General features: G+C 58.0%; 24 protein-coding genes. 11 read left to right on the top strand and 13 right to left on the bottom strand.

Going from position 1 to position 23,537, the window contains the following annotated elements:
* Nucleotides 1-11: 11 nt before the first annotated feature.
* Entirely contained in the window at nucleotides 12-848 is an 837-nt protein-coding gene (gene rhaS, locus ABLU73_RS24315; protein WP_004203665.1) for an HTH-type transcriptional activator RhaS, read from the bottom strand.
* 310 nt (nucleotides 849-1,158) lie between these two features.
* Here rhaS (ABLU73_RS24315) and rhaB point away from each other — a divergent pair, with 310 nt between their 5' ends.
* The 9 genes from rhaB (at nucleotide 1,159) to rhaM (ending at nucleotide 11,142) form a co-directional block, all read left to right on the top strand.
* Entirely contained in the window at nucleotides 1,159-2,625 is a 1,467-nt protein-coding gene (gene rhaB / locus ABLU73_RS24310) for a rhamnulokinase (RefSeq protein WP_017899825.1), read from the top strand.
* Nucleotides 2,622-3,881, top strand: a complete 1,260-nt coding sequence (locus tag ABLU73_RS24305) for an L-rhamnose isomerase (protein ID WP_065878567.1) — start codon at nucleotides 2,622-2,624, stop codon at nucleotides 3,879-3,881. Before rhaB ends, ABLU73_RS24305 begins: the two co-directional genes overlap by 4 nt.
* Before the next feature lie 151 nt (nucleotides 3,882-4,032).
* Nucleotides 4,033-4,863, top strand: a complete 831-nt coding sequence (gene rhaD / locus ABLU73_RS24300; protein WP_004203662.1) for a rhamnulose-1-phosphate aldolase — start codon at nucleotides 4,033-4,035, stop codon at nucleotides 4,861-4,863.
* 81 nt (nucleotides 4,864-4,944) lie between these two features.
* Nucleotides 4,945-5,931, top strand: a complete 987-nt coding sequence (gene rhaS, locus ABLU73_RS24295) for a rhamnose ABC transporter substrate-binding protein (RefSeq protein WP_004203661.1) — start codon at nucleotides 4,945-4,947, stop codon at nucleotides 5,929-5,931.
* A gap of 145 nt (nucleotides 5,932-6,076) precedes the next feature.
* Nucleotides 6,077-7,588 (top strand): sugar ABC transporter ATP-binding protein, encoded by a 1,512-nt coding sequence (locus ABLU73_RS24290; protein ID WP_017899826.1) that lies wholly within the window; start codon nucleotides 6,077-6,079, stop codon nucleotides 7,586-7,588.
* Complete coding sequence (locus ABLU73_RS24285; protein ID WP_074195334.1) at nucleotides 7,585-8,592, top strand: ABC transporter permease; 1,008 nt, start codon at nucleotides 7,585-7,587, stop codon at nucleotides 8,590-8,592. The genes ABLU73_RS24290 and ABLU73_RS24285 overlap by 4 nt, the downstream gene beginning before the upstream one ends.
* Nucleotides 8,589-9,593: an ABC transporter permease gene (locus ABLU73_RS24280; RefSeq protein ID WP_264924717.1), complete on the top strand. Its 1,005-nt coding sequence runs from the start codon at nucleotides 8,589-8,591 to the stop codon at nucleotides 9,591-9,593. Before ABLU73_RS24285 ends, ABLU73_RS24280 begins: the two co-directional genes overlap by 4 nt.
* Before the next feature lie 89 nt (nucleotides 9,594-9,682).
* Nucleotides 9,683-10,831, top strand: a complete 1,149-nt coding sequence (gene fucO, locus ABLU73_RS24275; protein WP_023319422.1) for a lactaldehyde reductase — start codon at nucleotides 9,683-9,685, stop codon at nucleotides 10,829-10,831.
* Nucleotides 10,828-11,142, top strand: coding sequence for an L-rhamnose mutarotase (rhaM, locus tag ABLU73_RS24270; protein ID WP_017899830.1), 315 nt, complete (start codon nucleotides 10,828-10,830; stop codon nucleotides 11,140-11,142). The genes fucO and rhaM overlap by 4 nt, the downstream gene beginning before the upstream one ends.
* 122 nt (nucleotides 11,143-11,264) lie before the next feature.
* Here the strand turns inward: rhaM and ABLU73_RS24265 are convergent, their stop codons facing one another.
* The 5 genes from ABLU73_RS24265 to ABLU73_RS24245 all read right to left on the bottom strand — a co-directional run bounded on the left by ABLU73_RS24265 (nucleotide 11,265) and on the right by ABLU73_RS24245 (nucleotide 17,089).
* A complete protein-coding gene (locus ABLU73_RS24265; protein WP_017899831.1) occupies nucleotides 11,265-11,858 on the bottom strand; it encodes a maltose acetyltransferase domain-containing protein in 594 nt (197 codons plus the stop codon).
* A 51-nt stretch (nucleotides 11,859-11,909) separates the two neighbouring features.
* Nucleotides 11,910-13,175, bottom strand: a complete 1,266-nt coding sequence (locus ABLU73_RS24260) for an MFS transporter (protein ID WP_264924718.1) — start codon at nucleotides 13,173-13,175, stop codon at nucleotides 11,910-11,912.
* A 41-nt stretch (nucleotides 13,176-13,216) separates the two neighbouring features.
* Complete coding sequence (locus tag ABLU73_RS24255; RefSeq protein WP_049116371.1) at nucleotides 13,217-15,340, bottom strand: alpha-galactosidase; 2,124 nt, start codon at nucleotides 15,338-15,340, stop codon at nucleotides 13,217-13,219.
* A 114-nt stretch (nucleotides 15,341-15,454) separates the two neighbouring features.
* Complete coding sequence (locus ABLU73_RS24250; protein WP_032455457.1) at nucleotides 15,455-16,450, bottom strand: substrate-binding domain-containing protein; 996 nt, start codon at nucleotides 16,448-16,450, stop codon at nucleotides 15,455-15,457.
* Nucleotides 16,451-16,540: 90 nt separating this feature from the next.
* A complete protein-coding gene (locus tag ABLU73_RS24245; RefSeq protein WP_002882865.1) occupies nucleotides 16,541-17,089 on the bottom strand; it encodes a helix-turn-helix domain-containing protein in 549 nt (182 codons plus the stop codon).
* A gap of 99 nt (nucleotides 17,090-17,188) precedes the next feature.
* Between ABLU73_RS24245 and ABLU73_RS24240 the strand changes: the two genes are divergently transcribed.
* Nucleotides 17,189-17,848 carry an AzlC family ABC transporter permease gene (locus ABLU73_RS24240; protein ID WP_348850475.1) on the top strand — a complete coding sequence of 220 codons (660 nt, stop codon included), beginning with the start codon at nucleotides 17,189-17,191 and terminating at the stop codon, nucleotides 17,846-17,848.
* On the top strand, nucleotides 17,848-18,171 hold the full coding sequence (locus ABLU73_RS24235) for an AzlD domain-containing protein (protein ID WP_032455455.1): 324 nt from the start codon (nucleotides 17,848-17,850) through the stop codon (nucleotides 18,169-18,171). The genes ABLU73_RS24240 and ABLU73_RS24235 overlap by 1 nt, the downstream gene beginning before the upstream one ends.
* Here ABLU73_RS24235 and ABLU73_RS24230 read toward each other — a convergent pair.
* From ABLU73_RS24230 to ABLU73_RS24200, 7 genes are read right to left on the bottom strand one after another with little or no spacing between them, the layout of a single operon-like run.
* On the bottom strand, nucleotides 18,168-18,761 hold the full coding sequence (locus tag ABLU73_RS24230) for an ATPase AAA (RefSeq protein ID WP_032455454.1): 594 nt from the start codon (nucleotides 18,759-18,761) through the stop codon (nucleotides 18,168-18,170). The genes ABLU73_RS24235 and ABLU73_RS24230 overlap by 4 nt on opposite strands.
* A complete protein-coding gene (locus tag ABLU73_RS24225; protein ID WP_264924720.1) occupies nucleotides 18,758-19,195 on the bottom strand; it encodes a PTS sugar transporter subunit IIA in 438 nt (145 codons plus the stop codon). The genes ABLU73_RS24230 and ABLU73_RS24225 overlap by 4 nt, the downstream gene beginning before the upstream one ends.
* A 9-nt stretch (nucleotides 19,196-19,204) precedes the next feature.
* The gene (locus ABLU73_RS24220; RefSeq protein WP_004203644.1) at nucleotides 19,205-19,474 is read right to left on the bottom strand and encodes a hypothetical protein; all 270 of its coding nucleotides are present in this window, start codon (nucleotides 19,472-19,474) and stop codon (nucleotides 19,205-19,207) included.
* Nucleotides 19,475-19,533: 59 nt separating this feature from the next.
* The gene (locus ABLU73_RS24215) at nucleotides 19,534-20,376 is read right to left on the bottom strand and encodes a class II fructose-bisphosphate aldolase (protein ID WP_025999201.1); all 843 of its coding nucleotides are present in this window, start codon (nucleotides 20,374-20,376) and stop codon (nucleotides 19,534-19,536) included.
* Nucleotides 20,363-21,730, bottom strand: coding sequence for a PTS sugar transporter subunit IIC (locus ABLU73_RS24210; RefSeq protein ID WP_108433430.1), 1,368 nt, complete (start codon nucleotides 21,728-21,730; stop codon nucleotides 20,363-20,365). The genes ABLU73_RS24215 and ABLU73_RS24210 overlap by 14 nt, the downstream gene beginning before the upstream one ends.
* Nucleotides 21,723-22,037 (bottom strand): PTS sugar transporter subunit IIB, encoded by a 315-nt coding sequence (locus ABLU73_RS24205; protein ID WP_004203640.1) that lies wholly within the window; start codon nucleotides 22,035-22,037, stop codon nucleotides 21,723-21,725. The genes ABLU73_RS24210 and ABLU73_RS24205 overlap by 8 nt, the downstream gene beginning before the upstream one ends.
* A gap of 11 nt (nucleotides 22,038-22,048) precedes the next feature.
* Nucleotides 22,049-23,029, bottom strand: coding sequence for a 6-phosphofructokinase (locus ABLU73_RS24200; RefSeq protein WP_243827321.1), 981 nt, complete (start codon nucleotides 23,027-23,029; stop codon nucleotides 22,049-22,051).
* Nucleotides 23,030-23,537: the final 508 nt, after the last annotated feature.

Below are 23,537 nucleotides of genomic sequence, written 5' to 3'. Positions count from 1 at the left end.
CTCCTCTCGCGTTACTGAAGAATAGCGTCGCGCCCCTGGCGGATATCGCGCGGCGACCAGGAAAACTCGCGGCGAAAAAGCGTCGAAAAGTGGTTACTGTCGCCGAAGCCGCAGCGATAGGCGATATCCGTCACGCTTTCATCGCTGTGGCGCAGCAGGTGCCGGGCTTTCATCAGGCGCACCCGATTAAGATAGCGCTGCGGCGTCAGGCCGGTCTGCTGCTTCAGCTGGCGGTGCAGGGTACGCAGCGACAGCGAAAACTGCGCCGCCACCTCCTCCCAGCAGATCTCCTGGGCAAAATGATCTTCCAGCCAGGCCAGCAGCTGATTCAGCCGCGCATCATTGTTGGTAGCCTCTTCCGCAAGGCTGCTTTTACGCAACAGCACCAGCAGCTGCATAAACAGGATCTCACGGCTGGCGACGGCATGGGTATCCGTTTCGCTCCCCATGGCCTCCATCTGCGCCACGATATGCCGAACCTGCTGCAGGACCGTCTGGTTCACCCGCCAGTGCGATGGGTAGTTCCCCTCCTGCTCCTGGGGCAGCAGCTGGCTGACCCCGGCGAGAAACCGAAACGCATCCGGCGCGCGATAAAGCACGTTGGTCAGACACAGATTGTCCGTGTGCTCGTAAAGATGCCGGTCGTGATCGCGAATAAAGCAGACCGAGCCGCCGCCGATGGTATAGGGCTGGCCATTGAAGACGTGAATGCCCGTACCCTGCTCCACGATGACAATTTCATGAAAATCATGGTGATGTTCAGGAAAGGCCGACTGAGGGAGGCGGGGTTCAATAGCCACCGTCGAGATCCCGGCCTTAAAGAAATCCGTACTGTGCAATATGGTCATGATGCCACCCTCGTAATGAGAAAAATTATCAGTCACCGGCTGATAGTAATGAAGGGTTGGCTATCCGGCCTTCAATTTTTGACCGCGAAATTCGTAAATCCTGCCGCTTTTTCAAGAATCAGCCGGAAAGATGCGGAACTGCGGACCCCATCACATCCTCCTCACCACCGCCCAAAACCGCAATTTGTGATTTTCCTCACGGTCACCTTTGCTTTCTTGCCAGCGGCCAGTTTCGGCTGTCCGTAGCGAGAAGGTGTGAGTCAGCGCCCTTTTTTAGACTGCGGACAATGATTTTAAGAAGGGTCTTTCCATGAGTATTCGTCATTGTGTCGCCGTCGATTTAGGCGCCTCCAGCGGGCGGGTCATGCTCGCCAGCTATCAGTCCGGGCCGCGCGCCCTGACGCTGCGTGAAATTCATCGCTTCACCAACAGCCTGCAGAAGGTGGATGGCTTCGACTGCTGGGATCTCGATAGCCTCGAAGGCGAGATCCGCCGCGGGCTGGAGAAAGTGTGTGAGCAGGGCATCCTGATCGACAGCATCGGCATCGATACCTGGGGCGTGGATTATGTCCTGCTGGATAAGCAGGGTCAGCGCGTCGGGCTGCCGGTCTCCTATCGTGACGATCGCACCCAGGGCCTGCTACGTCACGCTGAAGAACAGCTGGGCCGGGCGGAGATCTATCGCCGCAGTGGCATTCAGTTTCTGCCGTTTAACACCCTTTATCAACTGCGCGCCCTGGTGGAACAGCAGCCGGAGCTGGTCAGTCAGGCCGCCCATGCCCTGCTGATCCCCGACTATTTCAGCTTCCGCCTGACCGGCAATCTGAACTGGGAATATACCAACGCCACCACCACCCAGCTGGTCAACATCCACAGCGATAACTGGGATGAGACGCTGCTGAACTGGACCGGCGCGCCGCGCGAGTGGTTTGGCACCCCGACGCATCCCGGCAATGTGACAGGCCACTGGATCTGCCCGCAAGGCAACCGTATTCCGGTGGTCGCCGTCGCCAGTCACGACACCGCCAGCGCGGTGATCGCCTCCCCGCTGGCCGACGGCCACGCCGCCTATCTCTCCTCCGGCACCTGGTCGCTGATGGGGTTTGAAAGCCTGACCCCTTACACCTGCGACGCGGCGCTGCAGGCCAATATCACCAACGAAGGCGGAGCCGAAGGCCGCTATCGGGTGCTGAAAAATATCATGGGCCTGTGGCTGCTGCAGCGGGTGCTGAAAGAACAAAACGTCAGCGACCTGCAGGGGCTGATCGCCCGCACTGCCGCACTGCCGGCGTGTCGCTTCATCATTGACTGCAATGACGACCGCTTTATCAACCCGGCCAGTATGAGCGCCGAGATCCAGGCCGCCTGCCGCGGATCCGGCCAGCCGGTTCCTCACAGCGACGCCGAACTGGCGCGCTGCATTTTCGACAGCCTGGCGCTGCTCTACGCCCGGGTGCTTAACGAGCTGGCGGCGCTGCGCGGCCAGCCCTTCAGCCAGCTGCATATCGTCGGCGGCGGCTGCCAGAACGAACTGCTCAACCAGCTGTGCGCCGACGCCTGCGGGATCGCCGTCGTGGCCGGCCCGACAGAGGCCTCCACCCTCGGCAATATCGGCATCCAGTTAATGACCCTCGACGAGCTGGCCAGCGTCGATGAGTTTCGTCAGGTGGTGCGCGGCAATGCGTCCCTCACCGCCTTTACCCCCAATCCTGATAGTGAAATTGCCCGTTTCGTGGCGCAGTTTCAGCCACAACAGACCAAGGAGCTTTGCGCATGACCACTCAACTTGAACAAGCCTGGGAAATTGCTAAGCAGCGCTACGCCGCCGTCGGCGTGGATGTCGAGGAGGCCCTGCGCCAGCTGGACCGTCTGCCCGTTTCCATGCACTGCTGGCAGGGTGACGACGTCGCCGGGTTCGAAAATCCGGCGGGAAGCCTGACCGGCGGCATCCAGGCCACCGGCAATTACCCGGGCAAAGCGCGCAATGCTCTGGAGCTACGCGCCGACCTTGAGCAGGCGCTGAGCCTGATTCCGGGGCCAAAACGTCTCAACCTGCACGCTATTTATCTGGAAGCCGACGCGCCGGTGGCGCGCAATGAGATAAAGCCGGAGCACTTTAAAAACTGGGTCGAGTGGGCGAAAGCCAACAAACTGGGGCTGGATTTCAACCCCTCCTGCTTCTCGCATCCGCTGAGCGCCGACGGCTTTACCCTGTCGCATGCCAACGATGAGATCCGCCAGTTCTGGATCGACCACTGCAAAGCCAGCCGCCGCGTATCCGCTTATTTTGGCGAACAGCTGGGCACCCCGTCGGTGATGAATATCTGGGTGCCGGACGGCATGAAGGACATTACCGTTGACCGCTTCGCGCCGCGCCAGCGGCTGCTGAACGCGCTGGATGAAGTCATCAGCGAAAAATTCGACCCGGCGCACCACATTGACGCCGTCGAGAGCAAGCTGTTCGGTATCGGCGCCGAAAGCTACACCGTCGGCTCCAACGAGTTCTATATGGGCTATGCCACCAGCCGCCAGACGGCGCTGTGCCTGGATGCCGGCCACTTCCACCCGACGGAGGTCATCTCCGACAAGATCTCCGCCGCCATGCTCTACATCCCGCGCCTGCTGCTGCACGTCAGCCGCCCGGTGCGCTGGGACAGCGACCACGTGGTACTGCTGGATGATGAGACTCAGGCCATCGCCAGCGAAATCATTCGCCATAACCTGTTTGACCGCGTGCACATCGGCCTCGACTTCTTCGATGCCTCCATCAACCGCATCGCGGCCTGGGTGATTGGTACCCGCAATATGAAAAAAGCGTTGCTGCGCGCCCTGCTGGAACCGACCAACCAGCTGCGCCAGCTGGAGAACGACGGCGATTACACCGCCCGCCTGGCGCTGCTCGAAGAGCAAAAATCCCTGCCGTGGCAGGCCATCTGGGAGATGTACTGCCAGCGTCACGACACGCCGGCGGGCAGCCAGTGGCTGGACAACGTGCGGGCTTATGAAAATGCGGTTCTGAGCCAGCGCGGGTAATGCACGGGCTTCCTCGGGTCGCGGCTGACGCCTTACCCGGGCTACGAACTGCGCGATGTTGCCAGAGCGCACCGAACCGTTCCCTCTCCCCTGTGGGGAGAGGGTTAGGGTGAGGGGCTACCCCCACCGGATTAACAGGAAAGACAAGACTATGCAGACCATTATCGACGCCTGGTTCGTCCAGGGCATGATCAAAGCCACCTCCGACGCCTGGCTGAAAGGCTGGGACGAGCGCAACGGCGGCAACCTGACGCTGCGTCTGGATGAGGCGGATATCGAACCTTACGCGGCGGATTTCCACGCTAAACCCCGCTATATCGCCCTCAGCCAGCCGATGCCAACCCTGGCCAACCAGCCGTTTATCGTCACCGGTTCCGGCAAATTCTTCCGTAATGTCCAGCTCGACCCGGCCGCTAACCTTGGCGTGGTGAAAGTCGACAGCGACGGCGCGGGATACCATATCCTGTGGGGTCTGACGGAGGATGCGGTGCCGACCTCCGAGCTGCCGGCACACTTCCTGTCGCACAGCGAGCGCATCAAACTGACCGACGGCAAGGACCGGGTGATCATGCACTGTCATGCCACCAATCTGATCGCCCTGACCTACGTCCTGGAGAACCACAGCGATCTGTTCACCCGCAAGCTGTGGGAAGGTAGCACCGAATGTCTGGTGGTCTTCCCGGATGGCGTCGGCATTCTGCCGTGGATGGTGCCAGGCACCGATGAAATCGGCCAGGCGACTGCGGAAACCATGCAAAAACACTCGCTGGTGCTGTGGCCGTTCCACGGCGTCTTCGGCAGCGGCCCAACCCTGGATGAGACCTTCGGCCTGATCGACACTGCCGAGAAGTCCGCCGAAGTGCTGGTGAAAGTCCTGTCCATGGGCGGGATGAAGCAGACCATCACTCGCGAAGAGCTTATCGCTCTTGGCAAACGCTTCAACGTCCAGCCGCTGCAGTCCGCGTTAGATCTTTATCCATAACAACATCGCGCCCCGCTCACCGAGACGGGGCGAAGCCTCACCTGCAAACCCTACAAAACTGACTCATGTGGAGTAAAAGCAATGAAAACAAAGACAAGCTTGATCCTCACCGTTGCCGCCCTGGCGTTGTCCGGTTCCGCCTTAGCAGAAGTTAAAATCGCCCTCGTGGCGAAATCGCTGGGAAATGGCTTCTTCGAAGCCGCCAACGTTGGCGCCCAACAGGCCGCCAAAGAGTTAGGTGATGTCAAAGTGATCTACACCGGCCCGACCACCACCACCGCCGAAGCGCAGATCGATGTGCTGAACGGGTTGATCGCCCAGGGGGTGGATGCGATCGCCATTTCCGCCAACGATCCGGACGCGGTGGTGCCGGTGCTGAAAAAAGCGATGCAGCGCGGCATCAAAGTGGTTTCCTGGGACTCCGGCGTGGCGCCGGCAGGCCGCCAGATCCATCTTAATCCTTCCAATAACGCCTTAATTGGCGAGACCAACGTCAAGCTCGCCGCCGATGCGCTGAAGGCGCTGAACGTGGAGAAGGGGGATGTGGCGGTGTTAAGCGCCACCCCGACCTCCACTAACCAGAATATCTGGATTGAGGAGATGAAAAAGGTGCTGCCGCAGTATCCGTCCGTCAATCTGGTGACCGTCGCCTACGGTGACGATCTGTCGGATAAAAGCTACCGCGAAGCGGTGGGCCTGCTGAAATCATATCCGGACCTGAAAGTCATTGTTTCGCCGTCATCGGTGGGGATTGTTGCCGCCGCGCAGGCGGTGAAGGACCAGGGAAAAATTGGCAAAGTCTATGTCACCGGGCTGGGGCTGCCGTCGGAAATGGCCGGCGCGATCAAGTCTGGCGCCAGCAAAAGCTTCGCCATCTGGAACCCGATTGACCTCGGTTACGCCGCCACCTATCTGGCCGACGATTTAGTCAAAGGCACGGCGACCAAAACCGAAGCCAGTATGGGCAAGCTGGGCAAAGTGAAGCTGGACGCCGAAGGGAATGGCGCGATGGCCGAGCCGTTTGTCTACGATGCGAGCAACATCGATAAGTTCTCGAAAATTTTCTAACCCTTGTTCCCTCACCCCGGCCCTCTCCCAGAGGGAGAGGGGGAATGGCTGGCCCTCTGCGCGATGCGGCCTGCGGGCGCCGGACCGTTCCCTCTCCCCTTTGGGGAGAGGGTTAGGGTGAGGGGCGATTTTACGGAGAACTATCATGTCAGCATCAACGCCACTGCTGTCGCTGAAGGGGATCACCAAGATTTTTCCCGGTGTGCGCGCCCTTGAAAACGTGCAGCTCGATCTCTGGCCCGGCAAAGTGACCGCCCTCATCGGCGAAAACGGCGCGGGGAAATCCACGCTGGTCAAAGTGATGACCGGTATTTATCAGCCCGAAGAGGGGGAGATCCTCTATAAAGCGATTCCCATTCATCTGCCGACGCCGGAGTCGGCGCACAAGATGGGGATCACCGCCATCCACCAGGAAACCATACTGTTTGACGAACTTTCGGTCAGCGAAAACATTTTCGTCGGCCAGTATCTGTATAAGGGACTGCTCAAAACGCTCGACTGGCCGGCGATGCACCGCCGGGCTGGTGAGATCCTCGCCCGGCTGGAAGTCCAGATCGACCCGCGGGCAACGTTAAAAACGCTCAGCATCGCCCAGCGGCACATGGTGGCGATTGCCCGGGCGCTGGCTTTCGACGCCCAGGCGGTGATCCTCGATGAGCCGACCGCCGCGCTTTCCCAGCATGAAATCCTGGAGTTTTATCACATCGTTGAGCGTCTGAAGCAGGACGGCAAAGCGATCCTGTTTATCTCGCATAAGTTCGATGAAATTTTCGAGCTGGCCGACTATTACACCATCCTGCGCGATGGGGTGTACGTCAGCTCCGGGATAATGAGCGATATTACCGAAGAGCGGATGGTGTCGATGATGGTGGGCCGGGCGATCAGCCAAACCTACCCGAAAGTCGACTGTACCCCAGGGGAAACGGTGCTGGAGGTCAACGATCTTTGTCATCCTACCGAGTTTGCCGATATCAGCTTCAGCCTGCGCAAGGGAGAAATTCTCGGCTTTTACGGCCTGGTGGGCGCCGGACGCACCGAGCTGATGCAGGCGCTCTCCGGCGTAACGCATCCCTCCTCCGGCGAGATCCGACTGAACGGCAGCCCCATGCGCTTTCGCCAACCCGCCGACGCTATCCGCGCGGGCATCGTCTGCGTACCGGAAGAGCGACAGAAACAGGGGGCGATCATCGCCCTGCCTATCGCCCAGAACATCAGTCTGCCGCAGCTGAGCAAGCTCAATCCTAACGGCGTCCTGAACGACGCCCGGGAATGGCGGCTGGCGGACGAGTACGCCTCGCGCCTGCAGGTTAAAGCCTCCAGCTGGCGGCAGCCGGTGGAGACCCTCTCTGGCGGCAACCAGCAGAAAGTGGTGATCGGCAAATGGCTGGCGACCCAGCCCGAGGTGATCATCCTCGATGAGCCGACCAAAGGCATCGATATCGGCTCAAAAGCCGCTGTGCATCAGTTTATGTCCGAGCTGGTCAGCCAGGGGCTGGCGGTGATTATGGTCTCGTCAGAGCTGCCGGAAGTCATGGGCATGGCCGACCGGATTATCGTGATGCATGAAGGGCTGATGGTCGCCGAGTACCGGGCCGGGGAAGCGACGGCGGAAACCATCGTTAGCGCCGCCAGCGGCATCGGCCAGGAGGCAGCATGATGGGACACGCATGGCTGAAGCATCGCGAAGCGCTGCTGGCGCTGGTCATCATTTTGATGATCGGCGCCATTGGCAGCCGGGCGCCGTCGTTCGTTTCACCGGGTAATCTGGTGGAGATGTTTAACGATACTGCCATCCTTATCATTCTCGCCCTCGGACAGATGATGGTGCTGCTCACCAAAGGCATCGATTTGTCGATGGCCGCCAACCTGGCGCTGACCGGGATGATCGTCGCCCTGCTCAATGCCCATAATCCGGGTATTCCGGTGGTAGCGCTGCTGGCGCTGGCAACCCTGCTGGGCCTGCTGATGGGGATGATTAACGGCCTGCTGGTCTGGCGCCTCGGCATTCCCGCCATCGTGGTGACCCTGGGCACCATGAGCATTTATCGCGGCATTATCTTCCTGCTGACCGACGGCGGCTGGGTTAACTCACATCAGATGAGCGCTGATTTTCTCAGTCTGCCGCGCAGCACCCTCCTGGGATTGCCGCTGCTGAGCTGGTGCGCCATCGCCGCGCTGCTGCTGGTGGGTTACTTCCTGCGCTACAGCCGCACCGGCCGGGCCTTGTATACCGCGGGCGGCAACGCGACGGCGGCGTATTACACCGGCATTAACGCCGGGAAAATGCAGTTCGTCAGCTTCTGCCTCTCCGGCGCGCTGGCTGGCTTCTGCGGCTATCTGTGGATCTCGCGCTTCGCCGTCGCCTATGTCGATGTGGCGAACGGCTTTGAGCTGCAGGTGGTCGCCGCCTGCGTGATCGGCGGTATCAGCACCATGGGCGGAAGCGGACGGGTACTGGGCTGCCTGTGCGGCGCGCTGTTCCTCGGGGTCATCAATAATGCCCTGCCGGTGATCGGCATCTCGCCGTTCTGGCAAATGGCGATTTCCGGGGCGGTGATCGTCATGGCGGTGTTGCTTAACGAGCGCGGCAATCGCGGTCACGGGCGGTTAATCCTGCGTAACGCGGCGTTAGCCCGACAGAAACAGGCGGTAAAATCATGAGCAAGATGATGGTATCTGAAGAGATGAAAAACGCCCCGGCCGCGCCGTCGCCGCTGCGCCGCCTGCTGTGCTGGGAAGGGTTTTTACTGGCGGTCACCCTGGCGGTATTTATCGGCAACGCGGTGGCTTCCCCGTACTTCCTCAATATCTGGAACCTCTCGGACGCGACCTTTACCTTTACCGAGAAGGCGATCGTCGTCCTGCCGATGGCGATGCTGATTATCGCCCGGGAAATCGATCTGTCGGTGGCCTCGACGATGGCGCTCAGCTCAACGGGGATGGGCTTCTGCGCGGCAGCGGGGATGGGCACCCCGCTGCTGGTGGTCATCGGCCTGGGCGTAGGTCTGCTGTGCGGCCTGTTCAACGGCTTGCTGGTGACTCGCTTTAACTTGTCGTCCATTGTGATCACCATCGGCACCATGAGCCTGTATCGCGGCATCACCTATATCCTGCTGGGCGATCAGGCGCTCAACCACTACCCGGAGAGCTTTGCCTGGTTCGGCCAGGGGTACGTGTGGGGGGCGCTCTCTTTTGAGTTTGCGCTGTTTATCCTCCTCGCGGCTGCCTTCACCTTCCTGCTGCATAAAACCAACTTTGGCCGCCGAACCTACGCCATCGGCAATAACCCGACCGGCGCCTGGTACTCCGGGATCAACGTGAAGCGACATAACCTCGCGCTGTTCGCGCTGGTCGGGCTGATGGCCGGGCTGGCGGCGGTCCTGTTGACCTCACGGCTCGGCAGTACCCGCCCCACTTTGGCGATGGGCTGGGAGCTGGCGGTTGTCACCATGGCGGTGCTCGGCGGCGTCAATATTCTTGGCGGTTCCGGCAGCATGCCCGGGGTGATCATCGCCGCCTTTCTGATGGGGCTGGTGACCTTCGGCCTGAGCCTGCTGAACGTCCCCGGCATCGTGATGTCGGTGATTATCGGCGCGATGCTGATCGTGGTGATCTCCCTGCCGATTATGGCCCGGCGGATGCTGCAGCGAAGACGATGTTAATTTCCCCCTCGCCCTGGCCCTCTCCCCAAGGGAGAAGGGCGGGATGAGGGGAAACGGATTTCCCAAAATCAACATTAAGGAGAATTATCATGAGTTTTATGTTGGCACTACCTAAAATCAGCCTCCACGGCGCAGGCGCTATCGGTGATATGGTCAAGCTGGTAGCGGGCAAACAGTGGGGCAAGGCGCTGATCGTCACCGACGGTCAACTGGTGAAGCTGGGCCTGCTGGACAGTCTGTTTTCCGCGCTGGATGAACAGCAGATGGCTTATCAGCTGTTTGACGACGTGTTCCCCAACCCCACCGAAGCGCTGGTGCAGCAAGGCTATGCGGCGTACCAGGCGGCCCGCTGCGATTACCTGATCGCCTTCGGCGGCGGCAGCCCGATTGATACCGCCAAAGCGATAAAAATCCTCACCGCCAACCCAGGCCCCTCCACCGCCTACTCCGGCGTCGGCAAAGTGAAAAACGCTGGCGTGCCGCTGGTGGCCATCAACACCACCGCCGGCACGGCGGCGGAGATGACCAGCAACGCCGTGATTATCGATAGCGAGCGTCAGGTAAAAGAGGTGATTATCGACCCGAACCTGATCCCGGATATCGCCGTCGACGACGCCAGCGTGATGCTCGACATCCCACCAGCCGTTACCGCCGCCACCGGCATGGACGCCCTGACCCACGCCATCGAGGCCTTTGTCTCCGTTGGCGCCCATCCCCTCACCGACGCCAACGCCCTCGAGGCCATCCGCCTGATCAACCTGTGGCTGCCAAAAGCGGTAGAGGAGGGACACGATCTGCAGGCCCGCGAGCAGATGGCGTTTGGCCAGTATCTGGCGGGCATGGCGTTCAACAGCGCCGGCCTCGGGCTGGTACACGCCCTGGCCCATCAGCCTGGCGCCACCCACAACCTGCCACACGGAGTGTGCAACGCCATCCTGCTGCCGATCATCGAAAACTTTAACCGCCCGAACGCGGTGGCGCGCTTCGCCCGCGTGGCGCAGGCGATGGGTGTCGATACCCACGGCATGAGCGATGAAGCCGCCAGCATGGAGGCCATCAACGCCATTCGCGCGCTGAGCAAACGCGTAGGGATCCCCCAGGGCTTCAGCCAGCTTGGCGTCAGCAAAGCCGATATCGAAGGCTGGCTGGACAAAGCGCTGGCCGACCCGTGCGCGCCGTGTAACCCGCGCCCCGCCAGCCGCGATGAGGTACGCGAGCTCTATCTGGAGGCATTATGATCCGCAAAGCCTTTGTGATGCAGGTGAACCCTGACGCGCACGAGGAGTATGCACGTCGCCACAACCCCATCTGGCCGGAGCTGGAGGCGGTGCTGAAAACGCACGGCGCGCACCACTACGCCATTTATCTCGATAAAGAGCGCAACCTGCTGTTCGCCACGGTGGAGATTGAGTCGGAAGCCCGCTGGGAGGCGGTCGCCAGCACGGAAGTGTGCCAGCGCTGGTGGAAATACATGCGCGAGGTGATGCCCAGCAACCCGGACAACAGCCCGCTGAGCGCGGAGCTCAAAGAAGTGTTTTATCTGGCGTGAAACCCCGCGACGCCGGAGAGTACCTTCCCCGGCCTCCCCCCATGCGGGCTGGAGGCCGGTTCAACGGCGATAATGCAAAACAGGGGACACGATCCTTTACGCTCCCCTGTTTCTCTCGTCCATCATCCGGGGAAAAGTGCGTATTTGTCTTTATCCGCATCGGTAATTTCTCTTAATACCCGGCAAGGTACGCCAGCGGCAACCACATTCGCCGGTATAGAGCGATTTACCACACTGCCCGCGCCTATGACTGAATTCTGGCCAATCGTTACCCCGGGATTAATAATCACCCCCGTGCCTAACCAGACCCCATCTTCAATCACTACCGGTAATGAAAACTGTTGATGCGTATGGCGCAGCGCGGGGTGGATGGGATGCCCGGCGGTGGAGATAGTGACATTTGGCGCAAACATGACGTTATTGCCGATGATAATGTCCGCATCGTCGACCAGCGTGAGGTTAAAATTGGCATAAAAATTATCACCAATCGTCGTATGGATCCCATAGGCAATATTGATCGGCGGCTCTATCCAGCATTGTTCGCCGACTTTCGCGAACATGCGCTGAATAATATCGTTGCGCAATTCCTGATTAAACGGATGCGAATGATTATATTCATAGGCCCGCGCTTTACCCATCAGCCGCTGCTCCGGCAAGCCATATCCTGCATCCAGGTAAAGCTCACCGCTGTTCATACGTTTTTTCATATCCATCATGACATCTTCCTTCTCTGTCAGGCACCACCCTGTGCCACGGAATGTTGATAATTAAACGGTCATCGCATTATCGCGCAGCGGCTCACTTTTCGCCTTGCCCGCTAACGTAAACGCGGATATTAAGGTGACCGTCAGGGCTATTCCGCCGAGGATCATATAGGTCTCCTGGAAGCCGATCCGATCATACATATTGCCGGCGAAGGCGGAGAGGAAGATCGCCGCCACCTGTTTGGCGAACTGGAAGCCCACCAGATAAATGGTCGCCGACAGCCGGACATCAAACACGCCGGTGATGTATTTAAAGGCGCCCACCAGCAGGAACGGCACTTCCAGCGCATGGAGCATCTTCAGCGCCACCACTTCCGCGGCGGTGGTGGCGAAGGAAGAGCCAATCATTCTGGCCGCCATCACCATCCCGGCGATCAGCAGGATATTCTTCGCTCCGATGCGGTTAATAATCCACGGCGAGCTGAACATAATGATGGCGTTACATATTTCTCCCGCGGTGGTGGCGAAACCAAAGGCACGGGTGCCTGCTTCCGGGGTCGCAAAGAACGATTTGAAGAAGGTGGCGAACTGCTGATCGAAAACGTCATACACGCAGGCTACGCCGATAACATACAGAATAAACATCCACATCTTCCGCTGACGGAACATGCGCACCGCCGTTTTTAAATCGATCGCCGGGCGATTGGCGCCGAGCGAGTCCATTACCTGCGCGGACTGACTGGCCTGCGGTTTGGCGATAGCCACCAGCACCACCAGCAGCAGCGCGGCGGCCGACCCCATCCAGAACACCCATTCGGGATTAATGCTGAACAGCATGCCGGCGGTGGTGGCGCACAGCGCCCATCCCAGACAACCAAAGGTGCGCGCCTTGCCGTATTCAAACCCGCTGTTGCGGCTTACCCGTTCGATATAGGCCTCCATCGCGCCGGCGCCTGCGGAGAATACAAAGCCGATATAGGCGCCGCCGCTCAGCGCCCCGAGCCAGATGTTGGTTTTCAGCAGCGGCGCGAAAACATAGAGGAAGAAGGGAGCAATCAGCACCAGCAGAACGGTCACGATCCACATCAGATGTTTTTTCAGCCCCAGCTTGTCAGAGATCACCCCGAGAACCGGCTGGAAACAGATGGCGAACAGCGACAGGCTGGAGAAAACGAGGCCGGTTTCAGTTTTATTCAGGCCGATAACATCCGACAGCCAGATCGGCAGAAACGGAAAGCAGGTGGCCATGATGAAGAAGTAGAGAAAGAAGAACAGCCCGAAAATCCAGAAGTTGGGGTTGTTTTTGTGGGTACAGACGGTCGGGTTCATTATATTTTCCTCAAGAAGGGCCGCGACGCGGCCCGATACCATCACACGCGTTGCAGGCCAATCAGAATGGCGCTTTCCGGGTCGAGGATGGGCAGCGCCAGCCCCGCCTGCTGTAGCCACTCACCGCTCACCGTCTGCGGCGTCGTCATCCATGCCGGCAGCTTCCGCATGGTGTGGCCGCCCTCGCCGGTGATCTGAATGTTCGGATGATCGAGGAGCGTCACCTGATAGCGGGCGCTCGCCTCCAACCCCGCCAGGCGCAGCGGCGCCATCAGGGTGTAGTCCGGCATCGCCAGCTGGCTGACGAGGAAAATCGCCTGCGCTTTATCCGGGCTGACGACGCCATGAGCAAGGGTGGTGGCGTCCGGCATATCCATCCGCCACTGCACGCCGTGATGGATCACGTCGCGCCACTGCTTATGCAGAGCCGCGTATTTCCTATACCCGGCGCGCTCTTCTTCATCGGCGCTCACCGGATCCAGCTCAAGCCCCATATGACCGAACAGCGCCGTCAGGCCGCGGAAGGCGATACTGTGCTGGCGGAAGGTGGCATGACAGTGGCGATTACCGATATGCGCGCCCATCACCTCCGGCGGGAAGAAGTAGCTCATGCCGCGCTGGATGGTGTTGCGCTCAAGGGCGTCATTGTTGTCAGAAGCCCAGAAGCGATGGCTGCGCTTGAGGACTTCATAATCGATACGACCGCCGCCGGAGGAGCAGGATTCAAATTCAATATGCGGGAAGCGGGCCACCAGCGTATCCAGCAGGCGGTAGAACTGGCGAGTCTGCGCATCGGCGGCGGCTTTGCCGTTATGGCCCGGCTGCACCAGCTCGCGGTTCATATCCCATTTCACGTAGTCCACCGCGTGTTCGCCCAGCAGCCAGCTCATCCGCTCCAGCAGATAATCAAAGGCTTCCGGAATATTCAGGTTCAGGACAAACTGATGACGCCCGGGAAGCGGCGTATAGCCCGGAAGCGCCAGCACCCAATCAGGGTGTGCCCGATACAGATCGGAATCCGGGTTAATCATCTCAGGCTCCACCCAGATACCGAACTCCATCCCCAGCGATTTCACGTGGTTGATAACCGGCGTCAGGCCGTGGGGGTATTTTTTCTCATCGAGATACCAGTCGCCGAGCGCCGCCCAGTCGTCGTTGCGTCCTTTAAACCAGCCGTCGTCAATGATAAAACGCTCCACGCCCAGGGCCGCCGCTTCATCCGCCATGCGCATGATGTAGTCCGGATCGTGGTCGAAATAGATCCCCTCCCAGGTGTTGAGATGCACCGGGCGCGGCTTGTTGCCCGGGAAGCGAATAATCCGTTCGCGCAGATAACGATGGAACTGCTGGCTCATGCCGTTCAGCCCGTTCGCCGAGTAGCTGGCATACAGGTAAGGCGTCCACAAGGTTTCCCCTTCTGCCAGCGCCATTTCGCCCGGCAGATAGAGCGCCTCGGCCTGCAGATAGCGGCGGCCATCGGTTTTCACCTCCGCCCGCAGGCGATGATTACCGCTCCAGGCCAGATGCACGCCCCAGACTTCACCCTGCATCTCGCTAAAGGCGTGGCTGCCGGTGATCAGGGCCGGGAAATGTTCGTGAGAGGTGCGCCCGCGGCGGTTCTCCAGCACAAAGCTGTCGTGCTCCAGGGTCAGGCGGTGAGGCTGAAACTCGCGGATCCAGCGGCCATGGAAAGCCATTACCTCACGAGCGCGTTCGGCGACCGGCAGCGTGACCGCCAGGCGATCCACCTGCCATGGGCTGATGCGCAGATTGGTCACGCCATGGCGCACGCTCAACACACCGCTGGCATCCAATGCGATCTCGCTGTACAAACGCAGGCCGGCATGCGGGTCTTCGCTGACCAGGGTTAGCGTCTGGCCCTCGTGCCGCACTTCGCTGGTGGCGAAAATCGGCGAGGCATCCAGCCCCTGGCGATGGCCTTCAATGCCCGGCGCGCCAAACAGACCATGGCCCAGTTCCGCCATTAAAGTGACCGGGGAATCGACATCGAGGCGGCCATTGGCGACCGGTCGCGTCAGGCTGTCGGCATCCTGCGGCGAAAAGTGGCTTAAATGCGGCCCCCAGTAGATAATTTCGGCGAAAGGGCGGGCTTTGATCACCACGTCAACCGTTGCGCTTTGCAGGCGTATAATCGAATCTGACATTAGACATCTCCATATCAAGGAATGTCTTACTGTTGATCCGAAACGTTTCGGACGCCAACCAAAACGTTTCGGATCCGTGATCGAGTTCAGGAAATTAATCTGTGGAGAGAATTATCAGGCGGTTTCGCCGGGAATGAATTCGGGCTGCCAGAGCACCTGAAGCGAGGTCAGATCTTCGCCGGCAATTAAGCGGCGGACCATCGTGGCTATCTGGCGGCCCACCCCCTGTCGGGTGGATTGAACCACCGCGCCCACCGGGGTGTCGATGATGCTATCCTGCGGCAAACCGTCGTAGACCACCAGTGAGACGCGATCGGCGCCGGTAAGACGTCCGAGCTGAGCCAGGGCCATCGCCGCGCCGTCGCCATGGGTATTGCAGTCGGTGACAATCGCCGTTGGCGGTTCAGGCAAGCGCAGCAGCTCCATCGTTGTCTGAAACCCGCCGCGGCGGGTGGGCGGCACGCTGCGCAGCCAGGTTTCCGCCAGGCCCGCTTCGCGCAGCGCTTCCAGGTAACCGTTGCGGCGTTGGGTAATAAACGCCTGATTATTATTTTCGCTCAGCAGCGCGATGCGCCGGTGCCCCTGGCTAATCAGATGACGGGTGGCGCGATACGTGCCCGCCTGGTTATCGAAATCAAACCAGGCGTAGGGCTGCGGCAGGCGGCTACGGCCCAGCGCGAGAAAAGGAAAGCCGGAAGAGAGCAGCTGAATCAGGCGCGGGTCGTCGTCCAGGGTATGCGCGACGATCAGCGCATCGACGCGACGGCTCTGCACCATGCGCATATAGCCGTGTTTATCGGCCTGTTCATCATCGGCGATCAGCAGTAAATCAATCTCATAGCGCGCCAGCTCGTGGCTGATTTCTCCCACCATTTCGAGAAAGACGTTGTTATTCAGCGGCGCGGGGCGCACGGGGAAAACGAGGCCAACGGCGTCGATTTTGCCCATTTTCAGGCGACGCGCGAACGTGTTTGGCCGATATCCGCGACGCTGCGCTTCAGCCTCCACGCGAGCACGGGTCTCCTGCGACACATCATCATAGCCGTTTAACGCGCGGCTGACGGTCGTTACCGAGATCCCAAGTTCTTTAGCAATGGCTTTCAGCGACATAGGTATGCCTGTCTTCGCGGAAGAATGCGGCTAGTGTCCCGCAATACGGCTATGGCGTCCAGCGAGAGCGCGACGCCCGCCGGTGCGATGTCAGTTTTGCTCAGCGATCAGCAGGGCCTGCGTATCCGGCTCCAGGGCCTGAAACACATGCTCCTGATCCGCCGGATAGCAGATATAGTCGCCCTCGCCGAGCTCTTCCGGCGCCGACGTCAGCCCTACCCGCGCCCGCCCCTGGGTCACGATAATATGTTCCACCGAGCCTGGCGGATGCGGATGCGAAATGCGGTCGGCGCCGGGCTGGGTGAGCAGCAAATAAATGTCCCGACGCGCGCCGGGTGGACAGGCGGCCAGCAAAATAGCCTGATAGTTCGCCTGCTCCGCCACTACTTTTGTCCCCTCGCCGCGGCGGATCACCTGCGTTTTGTTCACCTGCGGCTCAAGCAGCCTGGCAAATGGAATATCCAGCGCTACGCAGAGCGACCACAGCGTTTCCAGACTCGGATTACCGTTGCCGGACTCCAGTTGCGATAGCGTGGATTTTGCGATACCCGCCCGACGCGCGACTTCCGCCAGCGAAAGCCCGGTCCGCGCCCGCTCCCGCACCAGACTTTTGGCGATAACGCTGATTGGCTGTGTCATACCCGCCCCTTGTTTTTTATATCGAACGATTTGTTCGCCTTGAAAAACGATCATTATGTGTTCATTATAATGGAAATTCGTTCGATATGGCTAAGTGATATGAAACAAACTCTCTCCAGTCTCAGCGGAGACACGATAAAAGCGATTGTTTTAGTTTGCCTCGCCGTCGGGGTGGTAGGCATGTCCTATGGGTCGCTGGCGGTGGCTTACGGCTTCCCCTTATGGGTGCCGCTCGTACTTTCGGTGTCCGTGCTGGCGGGCGCCTCTGAATTTATGTTTATCGGTATTGTCGCCAGCGGCGGTAGCCCGCTGGCCGCCGCCGCCGCTGGCCTGTTAGTCAACGCGCGCCATATCCCTTTCGGGGTGACTGTGCGAGAACTGGTTGGTCGGCGCGCCTTAAGCTTTATCGGATGCCACATAATGAACGACGAGAGCGTGGTCTTTGGCTTGTCGCAGCCCACCCCCGCGCAGCGCAAAGCGGCCTACTGGCTGTGCGGCGCCGGCGTAGCGCTGATCTGGCCTTTGGGTACGCTCACCGGCGTCGCCGTCGGCAAACTGCTGCCGGCGCCGGAAACCATCGGGCTTGACGCGGTCTTCCCGGCAATCCTGCTAGCGCTGGTGATCCCGGCCTTTAAAAACCGTACCACGCTGATCCGCGCCGTCAGCGGCGCCGCGCTGGCGCTTGCTGCCGTGCCGTTTGCGCCTACCGGGCTGCCGGTGCTGCTCTCGTTGTTTGGTTTACTGTCGAGGAAAAAATAATGGGCAATATGACGCTGTTTATCGCCGGTATCGCCATCCTGTCGCTGGGAACCTATCTGATGCGTCTTGGCGGAGCGAAGCTTGGTAATCGGCTGGCATTTTCCGAGCGCTCGCAGGCGCTGCTTTCCGATGCGGCGACGGTGCTGCTTTTTTCCGTCGCCCTGGCCACCACTTTCTATGAAGGCCCGCATTTCGCCGGCATGGCGCGCGTTCTGGGCGTGGCTGTCGCTGTGTTTCTCGCCTGGCGCAAGGTGCCGCTGATCGGCGTGATTATCGCCGCGGCGGTGGTGACGGCGCTGCTGCGGCTGGCGGGTATGTCCTAGGACGGGTAGGCGTAATTCGCCAAACCGGTGCGTTGTCCGCTAATTGTGCCTTCGAGCCAGTGAATAACCGCCGTTATCTCCAGCGGGCGCTGCTGGTCTATCGTCAAAAGGGGCCCTAAAGACATGGGCTGCGCGCGCCCGGCCAGCTGGGCCAGCTCCGGCAGATACTCTTCGCCGGGGTGGCCCGGCGGCCGCGTCGCCAGCCGCGAGGCATAGCGCGCGACCGCCAGCTCGGGGGAGATATGGTTCCAGATCTCAATCACCTGCTCCACGCCCGCCTGCCGCAGCAATTTTTGCAAGGTCTCCCGGGGCTGAAAGCCGAACCAGGCGTCGATCAACCAGACCATACTGGCAGGCGACGCGGCGACAATCGACCAGATCACCTCATACGCCGCACAGCCCAGCTGGCGATTCATTGGCCGGTCGACCGGAGCCAGACGCGCCATAAACGGCTCTTTGATGCCGTCGATCGTCAATACCGGCAGGCTGAAGGTCTCCGCCAGCAAACGGGTGATGGTACTCTTCCCCGAGGCCGGAATGCCGTTGATTAAAATAGCCGTTTTGCAGACTGGGGTCAGATGTCTGTTCATAGTAATGCGACAACCTCCTCCCGGCTGCGGGCCATCCGCAGTTTGGCCATCGTGTCATTGTTATCCAGCAGCGCGACGATGGAGCGGATCCCCTCCTCGATATGCGCATTGCTGTCCCGGGCGCCAAACATAATGACAATGTCGGCTTTTTCACTGTCCGCAAAAGGAATCGGCTTTTCCAGCAGCACCAGGCTAAAGCAGTTGCGTCTGACGCCGCACTCGGGTCGGGCATGGGGGATAGCAATACCTTCATCGAAGACGTAATAGGCGCCATAGTTCAGGGTATTGTCGATCACCGCCTGGCTATATTCCGTCGAAATAAAGCCTTTTGCCTCCAGCGGGCGGGCAGCCAGCTTTATTACCCGCTGCCAGTCGGACTCCACAACGCCAACCTGAATGGCATCGGCCTCAATAAGCAGTTCTTTTATGGTCATTCTGTATTCCTAAATATTGCGGCGAATAATATTGCGTAAATTATCAATCTGCAGAAACAGCGTATCGATATCCTGCCGGTGGGCGGTGCTTTTGGCATATATCGATAGCGCCCGGTTGTAAGTCAGCATCAATGTTTTTTGCACCTCGCTATTGCCAGGCTGGCGCTGTAGTTCGCCCTCCAGCCTGGCAATTTCCTCCGCCAACTGACGGGACTGTTGATCATAATCCTGCAGCGGGGTTTGCTCTTTTTTCCACAACGTTTTCAATGATTCAAACATAGCAAGTTCCCTCCTTGGCGGAAGACAGGGCAATGAAATAGAGAGTAAAGGAGAAAACGTTATTTAAATAACGCCATTTTTTCCATTAAGACATCAGTGACCGCCTGGTTGGCGGGAATTAAGAATTTCCGCACGCTGTCATTCACCTTCCCTTTCTCAAACGTCGTTTTACAGCGGTCAACCCACTGCACGTTCATTTCCGTCCCGACGTTCACTTTATTAATCCCTTCGGTGACGGCCAGCCGCATATCCTCATCGCTGACGCCGGTACCGCCATGCAGCACCAGCGGCACGCCGGTCGCCGCGCTAATCTGTTTCAGCCGTTGGTGCTGTATCTGCGCTTTACCGGTGTAGAGGCCATGCACGGTGCCTACCGAAACGGCCAGCATATCGACCTGGGTCTCTTCCACAAAGCGTTTCGCGTCTTCGACGGTGGTAAAACAGATATCTTCCGCCGCCACCGCTTTTCCATCCTCTGACCCGCCGATCGCCCCCAGTTCGCCTTCTACCGTAATATTGCGCGGGCGGGCCATCTCCACCACAATCCGCGTATTACCGATATTTTCCTCAAGGCTTAAATGTGAGCCGTCGTACATCACCGACGAAAAGCCCGCGTTCATTGCCGTCTCGATGGCCTTAATATCTGAGCAGTGGTCAAGATGCAGACAGGCTGGAATATTTTCACTGTCCGCTAATGAACGCACGGCGTCGACCAGCAAACGATAGCCGAGGTACTCCGCGGTCCCGGTTGAAATTTGGATCATTAACGGGCTGTGGCTGTTTTGCGCGGCTTTGAAAAACGCCGGTAGCATCTCAATACAGTGCAAGTTAAACGAGCCAATCGCTTTAAAATTTCTCGCTTGGGCAATTTTTAAAATCTCATTGAAATTATACAGACTCATGAACATTTTCCCCTTTCGGCTTAGCGGATTTCCCGTTGACAAACCATGCCAGTGCGGCGACAAACACAATAAATAAGGCGACAAAGAGCCAGTTATTCTGGAAGGCGTGGCCTAATACCAGACCCGAGCTGATGACGTCAGAGTCGCTGAAGGTGACGCCCGTAAAGCCATAGCTCTCCAGCATGGGCACCAGAATGGCCGGCAGAAACGTGATAAACAGACCGTGAATAACCCCGCCGATCATCGCCCCGCGGCGTCCGCCCAGCGCGTTGCCAAAAACCCCTGCCGTGCCGCCGGCGAAAAAGTTGGTTAACAGCCCGGGGAGGATCATCGCCAGACCGAACATCGGGAAAACCAGCATGCCGATAATCGAGCCGACGGTCGTCGCCAGAAATCCGACAATCACCGCATTCGGCGCATAAGGAAACAGTACCGGGCAATCAAGAGCCGGCTTCGCATCCGGGACAATACGCATCGCAATACCGCGAAAGGCCGGCACCAGCTCATTGAGCAATAAACGCACGCCGCTATAGAGGACAAAGACCCCGGCGACAAACTGAATGGACTGCATAAAGGCATACATCAGGTAGTTAATCCCGCCGGAGAACTGCGCGATATAATGGGGGCCCGCCGCGATAGCCGGGATGAGATACATCGGCACCATCACCACCGCCATGGCCAGATAGGTATCCTGCAGAAACTTAAAGTTATCAGGCAGCTCGAGATCTTCCGTGGAGCGGGAGCCTTTGCCGACGACCTTTGCGACGGCGGCCTGCACCAGATAACCGATGGTACAGAAGTGCCCCAGGGCCACGTCGTCAGATCCGGTAATGCGCCTGACCACCGGCTGCGCCAGGGCCGGCATTAACACCGCCATCACGCCGCCGAAGATGCCCCCGGTTAAAATCAGCGGTACGCCGGTGAGCCCGGACTTATAGCCAATCACGGCGCCGATCGTCGCCATCCACAGCAGCGCCTGGCCGGTCAGGAAAATATATTTAAGCGGCGTCAGACGGGCGATAATAATATTGACGGCAAAGATCACCAGCAGCGTCAGCGCCACTTCCGAACCTAATTCCCGATTCGCTAACCCGGCGATGGCGGCCACATCGGTAATATAGCCTTTCATGCCAAATCCCTGGGTGAAGATATCGTTCAGAAAGGTTAGCGTGGCGACAATGATGTTGATCCCCGCCATCATAATTAAGAAGCCAAGCAGCGTTTTAAACGTCCCTTCCGCGGTTTTGCCCGGCGATTTCTTTTGCAGGATCAGGCCAAGCATGGCAATAAAAGCAATAAGAATGGATGCCTGGCCAAGTAAATCCTTAACGATAAACGCAACGAAGCTATTCATAATCAGCCACCTTCAGATGACGTTCTTTTAAGAATGCGACGATCTTGGTTTCAATTTCCTCTTTATCCGTAAGCTTATTGAGCACCACGACGCGTTTAATTTCCTCTTCAGTAGCATCGGCGGTTAAGATGTCGGCAAAGGTTTTTTGCGTCAAAATCATATCCGATTTAAAGGCTCCGGCTTCGGATACGGTGGTGTGTTCAATATGAGCGGGAATTTCCAGCTTTTTTAAAACTGCCTTCGCCGTCATTTCAATGGCAAAGCTTGAACCGAGGCCGCAGCCACATACGCATAAAATTTTCAGCATGGAGGGTCTCCTCAAATAATATTGAGTTGCTTGGCAAGTTTATAATGATGTCCTTCAGTATCGACCAGACGTTTTTTCATACTGACTAAATCAATCGGAATAGGTTTATTACTGGAATTAATTATTATAGCTTTATTTTTCATACCTGACTGAATACAGCGAACCACCTCACTGGCCATAATGGTGCCCTGATAAATCTCTTCACAGGTCGGTTCACCGCTGCGTAAGCCATAGCCGACAATCGTTTTACGGATACGGACGCCAATTTGCGGTTCCAGCTGTTTGATCATGGTATCAATCGCTCCCTGAAAGCCGGGAGAGTACTCTTTGGTGTAGCCTTCTGAGCAGAGGATAACGACGCTGTTCTGCGTGCTCAGCTTCCGGGTAATCCGTTCCGCAAGCATGGCCAGCGGCATCTGCGCCTCCGGGATCAGGGCAATATCCGCATTGCATTTAATGGCGGACTGTAACGTTAGTTCTCCACAATAACCTCCTAATATCTCAACCATAAAAACCCGCCCCGGCAGCGCTCTTCCGGTATTTCTTAAACGGGAGACTTCTTTAATAATCTGCTCGCAGGCCGTGGAAAAACCAATCGTATAATCACTGCCATACACATCATTATCGATAGTCATTCCCACGCCAAAGCAATTAATATCAAATTCACTTAGGGTATTGAGAAACTGCAGGCTGCCGTCCCCCCCGGCCATAATAAGCACGTCAATACGCAACGATTTAAGTTTTTTAGCAATCATTTCATATTCGCTGCGCTGCAGTTTGCGACTGGTGCGTCCGGAGGTAATGATCGGCACAGCGGTAATAGAGAAATCAACCAGATCGCGCCACGCGATATCCTGATGATTTTTCTCCAGCAGGCCAGGAATACCGCCATTAAACAGCGTGATGTCGGCATCAGCCTGCCTGGCAATCTGGAATATAAAATTATTCATTCCCGAAACATCCCCGCCGCTAATAACGATGCCAATTTTCATGACGCCTCCTCGCTCATTTGCCTGACGACATTTTTCCCTGACTGCAAGACTTGTATTTGCAATGGAGATCACATAATGCTTATAAATTCCTCCGCACCTAATATTGACAGTGGGTTTGTTTTCTCATTTTTTGTGATTCATATCTCTTTTATAAAATGAGATCGACTTAACAATTATCTTTTTATTTTCTTTAAGATCATTAAGTTGCCGAATGAGATAATGACGCTGGCGGGTCGCCCGTTTTCACCGATAAACTCAGCGAAGATGAAAAAGCAGAAATGTGATAAATAGCGCATTTTTTTGCGTCAGGAAGGTTCGCGGTTCGGGCAATAGCGCTCTTCTGTCGTTCGCGAGTGCGTCTCCTGCTTTTACATCCCATAAAATCTGTGGCGATCTCCATCACATTCTAATCAAAACATGGTTTCATTTTTATCTAATGCCGTAGAAAGTACTCAGTGTCTAACAAAAGCAGTAGTGTCTAGTGTCGAAATAAAATCGACGCTATTTT

This window comes from Klebsiella sp. GG_Kp175, from assembly GCF_040062325.1.
Lineage (GTDB): Bacteria > Pseudomonadota > Gammaproteobacteria > Enterobacterales > Enterobacteriaceae > Klebsiella > Klebsiella quasipneumoniae.
The sequence above is the reverse complement of the archived record's forward strand: the minus strand, read 5'-3'. Positions and strand labels throughout refer to the sequence as shown.

What these genes read in the sequence shown, in the direction of transcription:
- ABLU73_RS24255 (WP_049116371.1), bottom strand. Translation starts at nt 15,340, where the DNA reads ATGTCAGATTCGATTATACGCCTGCAAAGCGCAACGGTTGACGTGGTG.
- ABLU73_RS24210 (WP_108433430.1), bottom strand. Translation starts at nt 21,730, where the DNA reads ATGAATAGCTTCGTTGCGTTTATCGTTAAGGATTTACTTGGCCAGGCA.
- ABLU73_RS24225 (WP_264924720.1), bottom strand. Translation starts at nt 19,195, where the DNA reads ATGACCATAAAAGAACTGCTTATTGAGGCCGATGCCATTCAGGTTGGC.
- rhaS (WP_004203661.1), top strand. Translation starts at nt 4,945, where the DNA reads ATGAAAACAAAGACAAGCTTGATCCTCACCGTTGCCGCCCTGGCGTTG.
- ABLU73_RS24285 (WP_074195334.1), top strand. Translation starts at nt 7,585, where the DNA reads ATGATGGGACACGCATGGCTGAAGCATCGCGAAGCGCTGCTGGCGCTG.
- ABLU73_RS24205 (WP_004203640.1), bottom strand. Translation starts at nt 22,037, where the DNA reads ATGCTGAAAATTTTATGCGTATGTGGCTGCGGCCTCGGTTCAAGCTTT.
- rhaM (WP_017899830.1), top strand. Translation starts at nt 10,828, where the DNA reads ATGATCCGCAAAGCCTTTGTGATGCAGGTGAACCCTGACGCGCACGAG.
- ABLU73_RS24260 (WP_264924718.1), bottom strand. Translation starts at nt 13,175, where the DNA reads ATGAACCCGACCGTCTGTACCCACAAAAACAACCCCAACTTCTGGATT.
- ABLU73_RS24305 (WP_065878567.1), top strand. Translation starts at nt 2,622, where the DNA reads ATGACCACTCAACTTGAACAAGCCTGGGAAATTGCTAAGCAGCGCTAC.
- ABLU73_RS24245 (WP_002882865.1), bottom strand. Translation starts at nt 17,089, where the DNA reads ATGACACAGCCAATCAGCGTTATCGCCAAAAGTCTGGTGCGGGAGCGG.
- ABLU73_RS24220 (WP_004203644.1), bottom strand. Translation starts at nt 19,474, where the DNA reads ATGTTTGAATCATTGAAAACGTTGTGGAAAAAAGAGCAAACCCCGCTG.
- ABLU73_RS24240 (WP_348850475.1), top strand. Translation starts at nt 17,189, where the DNA reads ATGAAACAAACTCTCTCCAGTCTCAGCGGAGACACGATAAAAGCGATT.
- ABLU73_RS24200 (WP_243827321.1), bottom strand. Translation starts at nt 23,029, where the DNA reads ATGAAAATTGGCATCGTTATTAGCGGCGGGGATGTTTCGGGAATGAAT.
- rhaD (WP_004203662.1), top strand. Translation starts at nt 4,033, where the DNA reads ATGCAGACCATTATCGACGCCTGGTTCGTCCAGGGCATGATCAAAGCC.
- ABLU73_RS24235 (WP_032455455.1), top strand. Translation starts at nt 17,848, where the DNA reads ATGGGCAATATGACGCTGTTTATCGCCGGTATCGCCATCCTGTCGCTG.
- ABLU73_RS24290 (WP_017899826.1), top strand. Translation starts at nt 6,077, where the DNA reads ATGTCAGCATCAACGCCACTGCTGTCGCTGAAGGGGATCACCAAGATT.
- rhaB (WP_017899825.1), top strand. Translation starts at nt 1,159, where the DNA reads ATGAGTATTCGTCATTGTGTCGCCGTCGATTTAGGCGCCTCCAGCGGG.
- ABLU73_RS24250 (WP_032455457.1), bottom strand. Translation starts at nt 16,450, where the DNA reads ATGTCGCTGAAAGCCATTGCTAAAGAACTTGGGATCTCGGTAACGACC.
- rhaS (WP_004203665.1), bottom strand. Translation starts at nt 848, where the DNA reads ATGACCATATTGCACAGTACGGATTTCTTTAAGGCCGGGATCTCGACG.
- ABLU73_RS24215 (WP_025999201.1), bottom strand. Translation starts at nt 20,376, where the DNA reads ATGAGTCTGTATAATTTCAATGAGATTTTAAAAATTGCCCAAGCGAGA.
- ABLU73_RS24265 (WP_017899831.1), bottom strand. Translation starts at nt 11,858, where the DNA reads ATGATGGATATGAAAAAACGTATGAACAGCGGTGAGCTTTACCTGGAT.
- ABLU73_RS24230 (WP_032455454.1), bottom strand. Translation starts at nt 18,761, where the DNA reads ATGAACAGACATCTGACCCCAGTCTGCAAAACGGCTATTTTAATCAAC.
- ABLU73_RS24280 (WP_264924717.1), top strand. Translation starts at nt 8,589, where the DNA reads ATGAGCAAGATGATGGTATCTGAAGAGATGAAAAACGCCCCGGCCGCG.
- fucO (WP_023319422.1), top strand. Translation starts at nt 9,683, where the DNA reads ATGAGTTTTATGTTGGCACTACCTAAAATCAGCCTCCACGGCGCAGGC.